This window comes from Sphingomonas sp. Leaf32, from assembly GCF_001421765.1.
Lineage (GTDB): Bacteria > Pseudomonadota > Alphaproteobacteria > Sphingomonadales > Sphingomonadaceae > Sphingomonas.
In genome coordinates this window covers 399,971-414,795 of sequence record NZ_LMLA01000007.1, presented here as the reverse complement: position 1 = coordinate 414,795, position 14,825 = coordinate 399,971, and the positions used below count along the sequence as shown (strand labels likewise).

At 67.8% G+C, this 14,825-nt stretch carries 16 protein-coding genes; 3 read left to right on the top strand and 13 right to left on the bottom strand.

What is annotated here, in order from left to right:
- Positions 1-24 precede the first annotated feature (24 nt).
- The 5 genes from ASE83_RS09690 to ASE83_RS18485 are packed head-to-tail and all read right to left on the bottom strand — an operon-like array spanning position 25 to position 3,518.
- Positions 25-798, bottom strand: a complete 774-nt coding sequence (locus ASE83_RS09690; protein ID WP_055788779.1) for a crotonase/enoyl-CoA hydratase family protein — start codon at positions 796-798, stop codon at positions 25-27.
- Between the two features lie 35 nt (positions 799-833).
- Positions 834-1,487 (bottom strand): winged helix-turn-helix domain-containing protein, encoded by a 654-nt coding sequence (locus ASE83_RS09685; RefSeq protein WP_082443262.1) that lies wholly within the window; start codon positions 1,485-1,487, stop codon positions 834-836.
- 33 nt (positions 1,488-1,520) lie between these two features.
- Complete coding sequence (locus tag ASE83_RS09680) at positions 1,521-2,429, bottom strand: hypothetical protein (RefSeq protein WP_055788776.1); 909 nt, start codon at positions 2,427-2,429, stop codon at positions 1,521-1,523.
- Complete coding sequence (locus ASE83_RS09675) at positions 2,417-3,361, bottom strand: hypothetical protein (protein WP_055788773.1); 945 nt, start codon at positions 3,359-3,361, stop codon at positions 2,417-2,419. The genes ASE83_RS09680 and ASE83_RS09675 overlap by 13 nt, the downstream gene beginning before the upstream one ends.
- Before the next feature lies 1 nt (position 3,362).
- Entirely contained in the window at positions 3,363-3,518 is a 156-nt protein-coding gene (locus tag ASE83_RS18485) for a hypothetical protein (protein ID WP_156352980.1), read from the bottom strand.
- A 135-nt stretch (positions 3,519-3,653) separates the two neighbouring features.
- On the opposite strand from ASE83_RS18485, the gene ASE83_RS09670 reads away from it, so the two are divergent.
- The 3 genes from ASE83_RS09670 (at position 3,654) to ASE83_RS09660 (ending at position 7,387) form a co-directional block, all read left to right on the top strand.
- Entirely contained in the window at positions 3,654-4,097 is a 444-nt protein-coding gene (locus tag ASE83_RS09670) for a PaaI family thioesterase (RefSeq protein WP_055789262.1), read from the top strand.
- Complete coding sequence (locus ASE83_RS09665; RefSeq protein WP_055788770.1) at positions 4,094-4,471, top strand: PaaI family thioesterase; 378 nt, start codon at positions 4,094-4,096, stop codon at positions 4,469-4,471. Before ASE83_RS09670 ends, ASE83_RS09665 begins: the two co-directional genes overlap by 4 nt.
- Before the next feature lie 102 nt (positions 4,472-4,573).
- On the top strand, positions 4,574-7,387 hold the full coding sequence (locus ASE83_RS09660) for a hypothetical protein (RefSeq protein WP_055788767.1): 2,814 nt from the start codon (positions 4,574-4,576) through the stop codon (positions 7,385-7,387).
- Positions 7,388-7,474: 87 nt separating this feature from the next.
- Here the strand turns inward: ASE83_RS09660 and ASE83_RS09655 are convergent, their stop codons facing one another.
- The 8 genes from ASE83_RS09655 to flgG all read right to left on the bottom strand — a co-directional run bounded on the left by ASE83_RS09655 (position 7,475) and on the right by flgG (position 14,824).
- Complete coding sequence (locus ASE83_RS09655) at positions 7,475-8,461, bottom strand: flagellar motor protein MotB (protein WP_055788762.1); 987 nt, start codon at positions 8,459-8,461, stop codon at positions 7,475-7,477.
- 3 nt (positions 8,462-8,464) lie between these two features.
- Positions 8,465-9,328, bottom strand: a complete 864-nt coding sequence (gene motA / locus ASE83_RS09650) for a flagellar motor stator protein MotA (RefSeq protein WP_055788759.1) — start codon at positions 9,326-9,328, stop codon at positions 8,465-8,467.
- A gap of 131 nt (positions 9,329-9,459) precedes the next feature.
- Positions 9,460-10,563, bottom strand: a complete 1,104-nt coding sequence (gene flgL, locus ASE83_RS09645) for a flagellar hook-associated protein FlgL (protein WP_055788755.1) — start codon at positions 10,561-10,563, stop codon at positions 9,460-9,462.
- A gap of 8 nt (positions 10,564-10,571) precedes the next feature.
- Complete coding sequence (flgK, locus tag ASE83_RS09640; RefSeq protein WP_055788752.1) at positions 10,572-11,909, bottom strand: flagellar hook-associated protein FlgK; 1,338 nt, start codon at positions 11,907-11,909, stop codon at positions 10,572-10,574.
- Positions 11,906-12,259, bottom strand: a complete 354-nt coding sequence (locus ASE83_RS09635; protein WP_055788749.1) for a rod-binding protein — start codon at positions 12,257-12,259, stop codon at positions 11,906-11,908. The genes flgK and ASE83_RS09635 overlap by 4 nt, the downstream gene beginning before the upstream one ends.
- Before the next feature lie 2 nt (positions 12,260-12,261).
- Entirely contained in the window at positions 12,262-13,356 is a 1,095-nt protein-coding gene (locus ASE83_RS09630) for a flagellar basal body P-ring protein FlgI (protein ID WP_055788745.1), read from the bottom strand.
- Between the two features lie 9 nt (positions 13,357-13,365).
- Positions 13,366-14,055 carry a flagellar basal body L-ring protein FlgH gene (locus ASE83_RS09625; RefSeq protein WP_082443261.1) on the bottom strand — a complete coding sequence of 230 codons (690 nt, stop codon included), beginning with the start codon at positions 14,053-14,055 and terminating at the stop codon, positions 13,366-13,368.
- Positions 14,036-14,824, bottom strand: coding sequence for a flagellar basal-body rod protein FlgG (gene flgG / locus ASE83_RS09620; RefSeq protein WP_055788740.1), 789 nt, complete (start codon positions 14,822-14,824; stop codon positions 14,036-14,038). The genes ASE83_RS09625 and flgG overlap by 20 nt, the downstream gene beginning before the upstream one ends.
- Between the last annotated feature and the right edge of the window lies 1 nt (position 14,825).

Below are 14,825 nucleotides of genomic sequence, written 5' to 3'. Positions count from 1 at the left end.
TCGCCGGAATGACGACCGGTGAGTTCAGTCGATGAACTTCGCCGCACGCCCCTCCATGCCGGCGCGCACCGCCTCCACCTGATTGGGCGCGCCGAGCAGCGCCTGTTGCTCGGCGCTTTCGGCGGCGAGAATCGTCGCGGGATCGGCATCGTCGGCAAGGTTCGCCAACCGCTTGGCCGCGCGCACCGCGTCCGGGCTGCGCGCGGCGATCGCCCGGGCAAGGACCATGGCCGCGCCCTGCGGATCGTCCGCCAACCGTGTTACGAACCCGCCGCGCATCGCCTCTTCCGCCGTGAATTCGCGCGCGGAAAAGGCCAGTTCGCGCAGCAGGTCGCCGCGCACCTCGCGCCACAGGGCAAAGCCGGCCATATCGGCGACCAGCCCCCATTTCGCTTCGAGGATCGCGAAGCGGGTGTCGGGCGCGGCGATGCGCACATCGGCACCCGCCATGATCTGCATCCCCCCGCCGAACGCGAGGCCGTGCACCGCCGCGATCACCGGCATCGGCAGCGTCCGCCAGCCCCATGCCACCTGCTGCACGCGATTGGCGATCCCGTGGCTGCGCGTCGCCAGATCGAGGCCCGCCGCACCCGCCGCCATGCTGGCCATGTCCAGCCCGGCACAGAACGCCCTTCCCTCGCCCGACAGCACCACGCAGCGCGCCGACGATTTCCGCAGCGTATCGATCGCGTCGATCAGCGCGTCGAACATCGCCGGATCGATCGCGTTCATCTTGTCCCCGCGCGCCAGCCGGACATCCGCGACGCCATCGACCATCGAAATCGTCACCCGTGTCATGCGGCATCCTCATCCGTTGCGTTCCGCCACCCGATCTATCGATCGTCCGGCGGCGGGGATAGGCGCCACGGTGCATCGCCCAGCCGATAGCCGCGCCCGCGATCGGTGTGCAGCAACGGCGGCCCCGCCGCGTCCAGCTTGGCGCGCAGCCGCGACATCTGCACCTGCACGACATTGGTGCCGGGGTCGAAGTCGCGGTCCCACACGGCGCGCAACAACGCCTCGCGCGAGATCGACCTGCCGGCGTGGTCGGCGAGGTGCAGCAGCACCGCATATTCGCGCGGCAACAGGTGCAACGCCGCGCCACCGCGCCATGCCCGACGCGCGGCACGGTCGATGGTCAGGTCGCCGATCGTCAGCAGCCCGTCGCAGCGGCTGTTCCGCAGCAGCGCCAACATCCGGGCGACAATCTCGACCGGGTGCGCGCGCTCCAGCACCGCATCGTCGGCGCCAGCGTCCAGCCCGGCGGCCAGCGCCTCCTCATCCTCGACCAGCAGCATCGCCCGGACCGATCGCATGCCGGAACGGACCCTATGCAATCGCCCCGGTGCACACCCTTCGTCCCGTCGCCAGCGGGCGAGCCGCACGGTCGCATCGGGTGCGTCGTGGAGCGAGCGCAGCGCGATGCCGCGCCGCTGCGCCGGGACGACGAGCGCCGGAACGGGATCGAGGGCGACGACGACCTGCATCGCCGACAGCCTTACCCGACCGGCCCCCTCCGGTTACGGCAACCCGGTCCGAACCGGATCGATCTGTGCCAGCAACTGGCGGGCGTGGGTCGCAACCCGCCGCGACCCATCCCCTGCCGCGCGGTGCAGCGCCGCCAGCGGACCCGGTCCCGACCGCACCAGCGCATCGAGTGCGGTGATCCGCATCCGCTCGGACGGATGGCGCGCGGCGAAGGATTCGGCCAGATCGAGCGCATCGGGCAGATGCGCCCCGACCGCCAGTGTCACCAGCGCTTCGGCCGGCGTGGAGGTCAGAACCTGCGCGATGGTATTGCCGCGAATGTCGAAGCGATACTGGTCCAGCCAGGGCTGTGCCGCGTCATAGCCAAGGATGTTGAGCGATACCGAAAAGGCATCGGGCGGCAACTGGACATGCACGTCGTCGCGCATCCGGTACAGCAGCACCTTGCCCGGATCGAGCCGCGACCGACCGACATGGCGCAGGCCCGCCGCCTCGCCCACGCAGCCGTCGATCGCGGCGACGTCGTAGCGGTAATCATCGCTCCAATAGCCGGGGCCATGATAGCCGACCGTCAGGAACGGGAAATTATGGTCATGCGGCAGGTCGTAGAAATAGGCCCCGCGCCCACCGGCCCGCAGCGCCCGGTCCTGCGCCGCCGGCCAGAAATTGGCGCGTAGCACGAACCGGCCATCGGGTGGGCGCAGCAACAGCACCTGCGCGCCATACGCATTGCCTTCGACCTGCCCCCGGCAGCGCTGCTTGAGTTCGGCCAGTGCCAGTTCGCCCAGAAAATGCCGGTTGCGTCCCAGCCGGGCGAGCGCGGGGCCGAGCGAGGCGAACGCGTCCTCATCGCGCACGTCGATCGGTTCGGCGGCGAGCAGGTCGACCAGATCGTCCAGCCCGATCGCGTCGCCGCTGCCCGGATCGATCAGGCGTGCCATGCCGGCTCCATCCGCGCCTCGACCAGCGGGAGCATCGCCTGTGCCGCTGCTCGGACATCCGGATGCGGATCGTCGGTCATCGTCCGCAACCGGGGCAGTGCCGCCCGCGCATCGCTCGCCAGCCATTCGTGCATCGCGTCCCATCGCACGAAGAACGCCGGGTCGCGCGACAGGGCGTCGAACACTTCCGCGTCCGCCTGCCCCAGTTCGCGCAGCAACGTCAGCAACATGGTGCTGCGCGCGGCGCCATCATCCAGCGTCGCCACCCGGACCAATGCACCGCCCACCCGGTCATATTCGCGCATGAACGGCGCGGCACCGGGGCGCAGCGTGATCGTAATCGACACGATCGGTGCCGATGGATCGACCAGCAGCATCGCATCGCTGCGTCCGTCCAGCCGCACCACCGCGCCATCGGTCAGCGGCTGTACCGCCAGCGGGCGGGCGGATGCGGCGATGCCGCCATGCCAATGGTCGTCGATCCGGTCGGCACGCCACCGCCACAGCCGGGCATCGCCGCCACGCAGATAGCGGGTCCACGACACCCGCCCACCGACGACGATGGTATCGGGCATGGTGCGTGCCGCCGGGGCGAGAGGGTCGATCGCCGCCATCGTCAGGCTCGCCACCGGCGTTTCCGCCAGCACCATGCCGGTGCGCAGCGTGTCGCGCTGGCTCCGGAACGGCGGTTCGGACAGCGGATCGTCGCGCAGCCGCGCGATCCATGGAGCCAGCAACGCGCCGACCCATCCGGCATCCTCCACCAATGCGCGCGCAGCGGCCTCTCCCTCGGCCAGCGTCGTCACATCGGCAAAGCGCGCCGTTACCGCCCGAACCGCCGCATCGTCGCTCCAGTCACGCGCGGCGGCAAGCGACCGGGTCCGCGCCGCCGCGATCGCATCGCGCAACCGGCCATCGATCGGCGCCGGCATCTCAGTTGGGATACATCTCGTACACCAGCATGGCGACGGCGATGATATATTCGAAGATCTGGTCGCCCGACGCCTCCGCCGCGCGGATCGCGCCGGTGGTGGCGACCTGCGTGCTCAGTTCGACGATGTCGGCCATCGCGATGGTGACGATCGGCATGTCCTGCTTCCCCCGTGATGCGACGGTCCTGCGCCGCGCCCGCGACCCTATGACCCCCCGCCCACCCGCCATAGTTACAAGGCTGTTATGCTTGGCGGCTTCAACCGGGGCGCGTTCCGCCCTATGAAGCAGGCGATGATCGCGCCCACCCTTCCGCCCGGTTTCGATCCGGCCCGTTTCTTCGCCGCGCGGATCGGGGGACATGGATCGCGCCTGGGCATCGGGTATCAAGCGCACGGGGCCGACTGGTGCGAATTGCTGCTGCCGTTCCGGGCCGACCTGATCGGCGATCCGGCACGCGGCGTGCTGGCATCGGGGCCGATCGTCACGCTGATGGACATGGCGACCAGCGTCGGCGTGTGGCTGAAGCGCGGCGCGTTCCTGCCCCATGCCACGCTCGACCTGCGGCTGGACTATCTGCGGCCCGCCACGCCGGGGCGGACGGTGGTCGGGCGCGGGGAATGCTACCGCGTAGCACGGCAGGTCGCGTTCGTGCGCGGCATCGCCCATGATGGCGACCCCGACGATCCGGTCGCGCATGTCGCGGGCACCTTCATGCTGCTGGACGGTGCGGCATGACCACCTCCCCCTATGCCGATCTGCTTGGCCTTCGCTTCGATACCGACGCACAGGGCCATCCGTTCGTGACGATGGACTATGCCCACAACCTGCTCGGCCGCCCCGGGTTCCTGCATGGCGGCGCGATCGGCGGGATGCTGGAGATGGCGGCGTGGGCGGCCCTTCGCGCCGCGCTGGACGAGGAAATGACGGTCATCAAGCCGATCAACGTCACCATCGACTTCATGCGCGGTGGGCGCGAGCGGACGACCTTCGCCGCCGGAGCGGTGACCAGGCTGGGCGCGCGAATCGCCAATGTCACCGCGACCGCATGGCAGGATGACCGCGACCGCCCGATCGCCGGTGCCCGGCTGAACTATCTGCTGAAGCGGTGATCCGGACCGGATATTTTCATCCGCCGCGATAGTTGTGCGACATTTGGAACCTATTGCCCCTGGATACCGCAGGATCGCGGGCAGGGTGTGGAAGGAATACGCATGGCGCGGTGGACGTTACTGATACTGGCTTTGGGCACCGCGCCCGGCGCGCTCGCGGCACAGACCGCCCCGACCACAGCCACGCCGACGACCGCGCAGACCCAGACACCGGACGCACCCGAACCCGGATCGGGCGGCGCCGGCGGCACCGACGCCGAAAGCGATGCGGAAGAGATCGTCGTCACCGGTCGGCTACCCCCCGGATCGGTGCCGGGCGACATCAAGCCCGAATTGCAGCTCTCCCCCGCCGACATCCGTTCCTATGGCGTCAGCTCGGTCGCCGAACTGGTCACCGAACTGGGACCGCAGTTGCAGTCGGTGCGCGGCGGGCAGCCGGTGTTCCTGGTCAATGGCCGCCGATCCGCCGGCTTTCAGGAAATCCGCGACCTGCCGACCGAAGCGATCCTGCGCGTCGACATCCTGCCCGAAGAAGTCGCGCTCAAATATGGCTATCGCTCGGACCAGAAGGTCATCAACTTCGTCCTGCGCCCGCGCTTCCGCAGCTATACCGGTGAGCTGCAGGGCAGCGCGCCGACGGATGGCGGATCGAGCAATTTCGAGGCCGAGGGCGGCCTGGTGCGCATCGATCAGGACAAGCGCTTCAACCTGAACCTGCAGGCCGAAACCACGTCGAACCTGCTGGAGAGCGAACGCGGGATCATCGCCAACACCACCGGCACCCCGTTCGACCTGCGCGGCAACGTCACCTCGACCATCAGCGGCGCGCCGATCGATCCGGCGCTGACCGCGCTCGCCGGAACGCCGGTCATCGTGGCCGCGGTACCGGGCGCCACGCCGACGCTTACCGGCTTCGCTGCCGGCGCCAACACCCCGAACATCACCGACACCACGCCGTTCCGCACCCTGTCGGGCGCGGTCGATCGGTTTTCAGCCAATGGCGTCTATGCACGCAGCATCTTCGGCAATGTCGCCGCCACCGTCACCACGCGGCTGGAACATACCCGCACCGAATCGCTGCTGGGGCTGCCCGGCGTTTCGCTGACGTTGCCGGGGAACACGCCTTTCTCCCCCTTCGCCAGCGACGTGATCGTGCGGCGTTATGCCGATACCGATCCGCTGATGCGCAATGCGGAGACGACGACCGCCAATGCCGCGCTGGCGCTGAACGGGGACATCGGCCGGTGGCGCTGGACGGTGAACGGCAATTACGACCGCACCGAAACCAGTACCCGCACCGAACGCGGGGTCGATGTGTCGGACATCCAGACGGCAGTGACCGCCGGTACGTTCAGCCCGTTCGGCAATCTCGGCAATCTGATCCGCACCGCCGACCGGGCGAATTCGGTGTCGAGCGCGGCGGGACTGAACGCGCTGGTCGCCGGATCACCACTGTCCCTTCCCGCCGGTGAAGTGAACACCAGCATCCGCGTGGCGGCGACGACCACCGACTTCACCAGCGATTCGCTACGCGCCGGTGTCGCCAATTCGACCAGCCTCGGCCGTGATAGCGGGTCGATCCGGGCGAATATCGACCTGCCGATCGCCAATGCGGCGCGCGACGTGCTGTCGGCGCTCGGCCGGCTGTCGCTCAACGCCAATGCGGAGGTGGAGCAGCTCTCCGACTTCGGCACGCTGACCACGCTCGGCTATGGCATCAACTGGCAGCCGATCACCGCGCTGCGCCTGCTCGCCTCGGTCAGCCATGAAGAAAACGCGCCGACGCAGCAGCAGCTGGGCAATCCGCTCATCACCACCCCGTTCGTGCGGACGTTCGATTATGTGCGCGGCACGACCGTCGACGTCACCACCATCGGCGGCGGCAATCCCGACCTGGTATCGAGCAACAGCCGCGTCATCAAGCTGGGCCTGAACCTCAAACCCTGGAGCGAACGCGACGTATCGCTCCAGTTCGACTATACCGACAGCCGGATCGACAACCCGATCCAGAGCTTCCCCGCCATCACCGCCGATATTCAGTCGGCATTCCCCGACCGGTTCGTGCGGGACGCCGACGGCGTGCTGCTGCGCGTCGACAACCGCCCGATCAACTTCGCGCGGGCCGACAGCAGCCAGCTGCGCTGGGGCATCAATTTCTCCAAGCGGGTCACGACCGAACGCTCGCGCCGGTTCGAAGCGATGCGGCAGGCGCGGATGGAGCAGCGGCGTGCGGCGCGTGAAGCGGCAGAGGCCAACGCCGCCCCGCGCGGCGACGGTCCGCCGCCGGGCGATGCCCCGCCACCTCCTCCGCCCGGTGAGGCACGCGGACCGGGCGAACCGGGCGGCGGGCGCGGTTTCGGTGGTCCAGGCGGTCCGGGCGGTCCGGGCGGCGGCTTCGGAGGACGTGGGGGCGGCGGCTTTGGTGGCGGCGGGCGAATCTGGGCCAGTCTCTACCACACGGTCAACCTGACCAACACGATCCTGATCCGGCCCGGCCTGCCCGAGCTGGACCTGCTGAACGGGTCGGCTATCAGCGATACCGGCGGCCAGCCGCGCCACGAACTGCAGTTCAACGGCGGCTATACCCGCGACGGCATCGGATCGCGGCTGGTGGTCAACTGGCAGTCCTCGACCGAGGTCGATGGCGGCGCGACCGGCGCAACGCAGCGGCTGAATTTCGGCAGCCTCGCCACCGTCGGCCTGCGCCTGTTCGCCGATCTGGGGCAGCAGCCGGGGCTGGTGCGCAACAACAGCTGGCTGCGCGGAGCACGCATCAGCCTGGGCGTCGACAACCTGTTCAACGCGCGCCAGCGGGTGACCGATGCCAATGGCAGCGTGCCGATCAACTATCAGCCGGGCTATCTCGACCCCAATGGCCGGGTCGTGCGGCTGACGTTCCGGAAGCTGTTTTTCTAGGGGTGGATTGGAACAGCGCCATCGTTACCCCGGCCTTGAGCCGGGGTGACAAAGAAAGTACGAACGGCGCACGTGCGCTCGCCGCCCTCAATGCTCCGGATTCTCCCGGCCCGGACGCGGCACGTCGGCGCGTTCGGCGGGGGTGCTGTCGACGCTCGCCATGCGCGCGCCGCCAAAGCCTCCGGTCGCCTGATAGAGCAGGGTGATCGCGACGCGGCGGTTGCGCGGGTCGTACGGGTCCTTGGCGATCATCGGTTCGCGGTCGGCCACCCCCTCGATCCGTTCGAACCGGCGCTCGCCCACCCCGCCCAGCGCGAGGCGGCGACGCGTCGCCTCCGCCCGGCCCGACGACAGCATCCAGTTGTTCATGTCCTGCGGCCGGCCATAGGCGACGGCATCGGTATGGCCCCGGATCATGATCGTGTTGGGCAGGTCGCTGACCGTCTGCGCGATCATCGTCATCAGCTTGGCCGCTTCCGGAGCGAGCGCGGTCGTGCCCAGGGCGAACATCGAATAATCGGCATTGTCGACCAAGTCGATGCGCACCCCGTCGCGCGTCGGCACGAAGCGGACGTTGCGCGACAGCTTGCGCAGGTCGGCATTGCTCGCGAGCTTGCGGGCAAGGTCGCGCTTGACCCGTTCGAAGGCTTTCTTGTCGGCTTCGGTCAGTTCGGACTTGTTCTTCAACCGGCCCTTTTCGCCCGCCCCTTCCTTCGCGCCGCCATTGGCGTCGACGGGGATGGTCAGCGAGCGGGTGCCGGTCTGCGCGGCGCGGTGGGGATAGCTGTCCTGGTCGACGATCGATTCGCCCCCGAACAGGCCGTTCGATCCCGCAGACCCCGCCTTTACCTCGACCAGGGTCGGCGCGAAGAAATCGGCCAGCCCCTTGCGCTGCTTCTCGGTCGTGGCGCCCAACAGCCACATCAGCAGGAAGAACGCCATCATCGCCGTCACGAAATCGGCATAGGCGACCTTCCACGCACCGCCGTGGTGGCCACCATGGCCCTCGGCGATGATCTTCTTGACGATGATGACGGGGGGCGGCTGGTTGTTGCCGTGCGGAGCGCGCGCCATGGATCAGCGCCCGCGCAGGCCGTCGAACACTTCGGCGAAGCCGGGCTGGTTGTGATGCGCGATGCCCGAGCGCGCCGCCTCGATCACCAGCGGCTGCGGATGGCCGTGGAGGGAGGCGATGATGATCTGCTTGACCACGTGATAGATGGCGGCATCGGCGTCGATCACCTGCTGCAACCGTCCCGCCAGCGGCCCGACCAGGCCATAGGCCAGCAGAATGCCGAGGAAGGTGCCGACCAGCGCCGACCCGATCATGCCGCCCAGGATCGACGGCGGCTTGTCGATCGATCCCATCGTCTTCACCACGCCCAGCACGGCGGCGACGATGCCGAGCGCGGGGAGCGCGTCGGCAAGGCCCTGCAGCGTCGCCTGCGGCCCCTGTTCCTCGTGATGGTGGGTCTTGATGGCGTTGTCCATGACCTCCTCGACCGCGTGCACGTCGAGCGTGCCCGACGACACGACGATCAGGCGCAGCGTGTCGGCGATCAGGTTGACCAGCGTATGGTCCTTCATCAGCCGCGGATATTCGCCGAACACCGACGACGACTTGGGGTCCTCGACATGCGGTTCGAGCGCGATCGGCCCTTCGGCGCGCAGCATCTTCATCAGCTTCGACACCAGGAAGATCGCGTCGAGATAATCCTGCTTCTTGTACTTCGGCCCCTTCATGACCTTCATGAAGCCGCTGCCCATGCCCTTCAGCTCGCGGCCCGAATTGCCGATGATGAGCGCGCCGACGGCGGCCCCGCCGATGATGAGCATTTCGTGCGGCAGGGCGTGCAGCACGGGACCGAGCGAACCGCCGGTGAAGGCGAATCCGCCGAACACCATGACGATAAGGACGACGAAGCCGATGGCCGGAAACATATGGCGCTTGCCCCTGGGTTACGAAATGGCGCCCCGCCGGTCGCGGCGCGTCATGTGATCCCCCTTGTGCGCGATAGACGTCGAGAAATCGTTACCGGACGCCCATTCGGGGTGCAGGCGGTCGCAAACCGTCACTTCAGATAGTTGAAGAGCGACAGGTTCGCGAGCTTGGAGATCGTCGCCTGCGTCGCGTTCAGGATGGTCAGCGTCTTCTGGAACTGCACCGTCATCGTCGGAATATCGACGTCCTCCAGCGAGCTGCGCGCTTCTTCCCGATCGATGCCGACCGATTCGAGCTGGCTCGATTCGATCTCCAGCCGGGCGGCGCGTGCGCCGTTGGCGGCGCGCGCCGACGTGATCTGCGCCTCGGCCGAATCGAGCTTGCCCAGCGCGGACTTGATCGCCAGCGCATATTTGCTGCGCGCGGCCTCCGCGTCGAACGGCGTGGTCGCCGTCGGATCGGTCGTCCCCGTGCCGCCTGTCCCGCCAGTGCCGCCTGTCGTGCCGCCCGTACCACCGGTCCCGCCAGTGGTGCCGGTGCCACCCGTGGTCCCGCCGGTCCCGGTCGTGCCACCGGTCGTGGCCGGCGCGGTCAGCGGCATCTCCATTGCCGCCTTCAGGTCGTCGATCAGCTTGAAGACATCCGTCGTGCCGGCGGCACCGCCGAAGACGCGGCTGCCGTCGATGCCGACCTGGATCTCGCTCGCATCACCGATCCGGATCCGCGCGGTCGAATCGATATCGACCAGGGTCGCGCCGGTGGCGTCGATCCCGGTATATTTGATCGCGCCGTCGGCATCCTTGGCAAAGGCAACATCGCCGACCCCGCCGAAGATGGCATGGCCGCGCACGTCGCGGGTGTTGGCAAGCGCCATCAATCCTTCGCGAAGCTGGCCCAGTTCGGTTGCAATCGACGTGCGATCCTTGTCGTTCAGCGTTTCGTTGGCGGCGCGGGTCGCCAGTTCGCGCACCCGCACCAGCCGGTCGTCGACATTGCCAAGCGCCGTGTCGGCCTGCGCCAGAAGCCCACGCGACAGGGTGATGTTGGCGCTGAACGCCTTTGCATCCGCGTCGTCCTTCTTGATCCCGCCCAGCATCATCCATGCGGTCGAATCCTGCGACGCGACGTTCAGCTTCTTGGTCGTCATCTCGGTCTGATAGCGGTTCAGATCGGCGTTCAGCCGCGACATCTGCGCGGCGGACCGGTTGTAGAAGCTGGCGGTGGAAATCTGCATGATACGTCCTATCGGATCGCGAGAATCGCGTCGAACGTCTCGCGCGCGACCTGGATCACGCGGCTCGACGCCTGATACGCCTGCTGGAACTTCATCAGGTTGACCGCTTCCTGATCTAGATTGACGCCGGCCGACATGTCGCGCGCATCGACCGCCGAATCGCGGATCGCGCCCTGCGCGTCGGAAACGGTCTTGCGCGCGGCAAGGGCCGAACCATTGCTCGATTGCAGTGCGACCACCTTCGTCTCGAACGCGCCGGTCCGCCGCGCTTCGGCCAGTACGGCCAGGTTGCCGCTGTCGCGCGGTCCCTTGCCGATCTTCGCCGCCGCAATCTTGCGCGGGTCGTCGAACGCGCGCGTGACGCGGCCATTGGCATCGATCGCGAACATCGCGTTGCCCGCACCGGTATTGCCATCGGCATCCTCGCCGGCGGCGAACGCCGCGTTGACCCCCGTTACGAACTGCGAAGCGAGCGTCGCGACATTGTCGCGCATCTCGTTGATGCGCTGCGCCCCGTCGATCATCCCCGCCGTCGTTCCGCCGCGCGGGGTGAGGACGGTTTCCTTGCCGTCGCGCATCTCGGCGAACACCGGCAGCTTGCTGTTCTCGTCGCGCCACACGCGCACGGTCGACGCCTGGATGCCGTGGACCAGCGGCGGGGTATCGCCCGCACCGGCGCGCACCGTCACCCGGCCGACCGGGTCGAACTGGACGTCGATGTCGATCATCTCGCTCAACTCGTCGAGCATCCGGTCGCGCTGGTCGAGCAATTGCGCCTCGCCGACCGATCCCCGCGCGACGCGCGCCAGACCATCGTTGATCCGGGCGAGCGATGCGGCATTGTTCGAAATCTTTTCCGCGGCATTGGCGGCGGTCTGGTCAAGATTGACCGACGCATCGTCGAGCGCCTTGATCGTGCCCGAAAACGACTGGGCGACGCTCTCCGCCTCCTCCAGCATCGCCCGGCGCGGCGCGTCCGCCGACGGATCGGCCGACAGGGTGGTCGCCGCGTTGAAGAAGGCGGTCATCCGCGTCGTCAGCGCGCGGCTGCCCAGCGCATCCTCGATCCGTTCCATCCACACGATGCCGCCATCGCTGCGCGATACGTCGGACGTCGTCTGCCGAACATCGGCCGACCGGAACATGTCGGCGGAACGCGAAATGCCGGCAACGGTCACGCCGCTGCCGGTCAGCTGGACCGACGATCCGACGCCGATCTCGGCGAGCGAGGTCGTGCGACGGACATAGCCGGGGGTGCCGGCATTCGCGATGTTATCCGACGTGGTGGTCAGCGCCGACTGATAGGCCCTGACCCCGCTCGCGCCGATCGACAGCAGGTCGCTCATCCGCTCTTCCCTTCGGAGGAGTTAACGGCAGGTTGCGGCGCAGCTTGCGCCGAATTGGCGGTTTCCGCCTCGTTAACCTTCTGCGCCTTCGCCAGGAACTCGGTCATCGCCTTGCCGATGCCCATGGGGGTCGTGACGGCCATGTTCTCGGCCAGCTTCTGATCCCACATGTCGCGGAACTGGCCGGCGGCCTTGTTTTCGAACAGGCCGTCCGCCAGCTTCGCCTGGCGCATCGATTTCAGCATCATGCCGGTGAAGACCGCTTCGAACCGCTGGCCGGCGGCCTTCAGATTCTCCTTGGTGCCGGTGCGGCTGGTGTCGACCCCGATGCCGGTCGTCGCGCCGATCATGCTCACAGGACCACCAGCTCGGCCTTGAGCGCGCCCGATTCCTTCAGCGCCTCAAGGATGGCGACCAGATCGGCCGGCGACGCGCCGATCGCGTTGATCGCCTTTACCACATCGGCGAGCTTGGGACCGGGTGCCAGGACGAACATCGGCTTCACCTCCTGCTCGATCGTCACGCCACTCTTCTGTTCGACGGCGGTCTGGCCCTGACTCAAGGGCGCGGGCTGGCTGACGCGCTGGTTCTCGTCGATCTTCACGGTCAGCTTGCCATGGGTCACGGCCGAGGGAGACACGCGCACCGCCGAGTTGATGACGACGGTGCCGGTACGGGCGTTGACGATGACGCGCGCGGCGGTTTCGGCGGATTCGACGGCGAGGTTCTCGACCTCGCTCATCAGCATCGAGCGGGTATCGGCTCCCGGCGCCGCACGCATCGCCACCGATACCGCGTCGATCGCGGTTGCGGTGCCGGCGCCGAAGCGACGGTTGATCGCCCCCGCGACATTCTGCGCCGTGGTGAAATCGGCCTGGGCGAGGTTGAAGGTCAGCGTGGGCGCGGTGGCGAAGCCGGTGTCGACCGTACGTTCGACCGTCGCCCCATCGGGAATGCGGCCGGCGGACGGGATGTTGACGACGATCTTCGACCCATCGGCACCCTCGGCACCCAGACCGCCGACCGCCAGGTTGCCCTGCGCCATCGCATATATCTGTCCGTCGGCACCCATCAGTGGGGTCATCACCAGCGCGCCACCGCGCAGGCTCTTGGCCTTGCCCATCGAGGCGACGGTGACGTCGATCCGCTGGCCGGGCTTGGCAAAGGCGGGCAGTTCGGCGGTAATCATCACCACCGCCGCGTTCTTCAGGCCCGGGTTGATCCCCTGCGGCAGTTGCAGCCCCATGCGCGACGTGATCGCCTTCACCGACTGCACGGTATATTCGAGATTGTCGTCACCCGTACCGGGAAGGCCGACGACGATGCCGTAGCCGGTCAGCTGGTTGGAGCGGATGCCCTGGAAGCGGCCGAGGTCCTTGACCCGTTCGGCCGCAGCGGGCTGGACCATCAGGAAGGCGGCGGCAAGGAAAGCGAGCAGGAGGCGCATGGGCTGTCCCTAGAACGGGCTGACGACCTGGAAGAAGCGGCTGAGCCACCCCTGCCGGCTGGCGCGGGCGACATCGCCCTTGCCGGTGTAGGAAATGCGGGCATCGGCGACGCGGGTCGACGGCACGCGGTTGTTGGCATCGACATCGGCCATGCGGACGATGCCCTTGATCGCGACGAATTCGTCGCCGCGATTGAGCGTCACCTGCTTGCGCCCCTGCACCAGCATGGTGCCGTTGGGATAGACTTCGGCGATGGTCACCGACAGTTCGCCCGACAGCGCGTTGGTCTGGTCCGCCGTGCCCGTACCGCCGAAATTGCGGCCGCCCGACGCCTTGGCGATGTTCGGGTCGAACGACAGCGGCCCGACTGAGGGCGGCGTGATCGAAAAGCCGCCCGAGCTGTCCAGCTTGGACCCGGCCGACTTCGACGCACTGGTGCGTTCGACCAGCACGATGGTCAGCGGGTCGCCGACCTTCTTGGCGCGCCAGCCTTCGTACAGCGCGGCATAGCCCTGGTCGGCCTGAAAGATCGCACCGGTCGCGACGACCGTGGCCACCGGCGGCGTGGCGCGCGAGGCCGAATAATCCTCCGGCGGCAATTTCCTGCCGAACAGGGGGCGGGCGCTTGCCGGCATTGCCGCCAGCACGACCGCGGTGAGCGCGAAGGCGCGCGCGGCCTCAGATGTTCTGGTTGACATATTTCAGCATTTCGTCGGTGGCCGAGATCATCTTGGAATTGACCTCATAGGCGCGTTGCGTCTCGATCATGTCGACGAGTTCCTCGACGACGTTCACGTTCGATCCTTCCAGCATCCCCTGACGGATGCGGGCACGACCATCCAAACCGGCGACGCCGGTCTGCGCCGCGCCCGATGCGCCGGTTTCGATCAGGAAATTGTCGCCGACCGGTTGCAGGCCCGCCGAATTGGCGAAGGTCGTCACCTGAATCTGGCCGATCGGCGTCGCTTCGGTCTGGTTCGGGATGGTCGCGCTGACCGTGCCGTCGCCACCGATGGTGATCGAGGTAGCGCCTTCGGGCAGGGTGATGCCGGGCATCACCTGATAGCCTTCGGTCGTGACCAGCATCCCTTCGGGCGAGCGGGTGAAGTTGCCGGCGCGAGTATAGCCCAGCTGCCCGCCGGGCAGCTGCACCTGAAAATAGCCTTCGCCTTCGAGCGCCACGTCGAGCGCGTTGCCGGTCGACGACAGCGACCCCTGCGTCTGAATGCTGGCCGTGCCCTGCACCTTGACGCCGGTGCCGAGGTTCAGGCCGGTCGCATAGCGCGATTCGGCGGTGGAGGCGGCGCCCTGTGCGGTGACGATCTGGTAGCTCAGCGTCTCGAACGAGGCGCGGTCGCGCTTGAACCCGGTCGTGTTGACGTTCGCCAGGTTGTTCGAGATGACACGCATCCGCGTGTCCTGCGCGTCCAGCCCGGTGCGGGCGATGTGGAGTGCGGCATTGGCCATG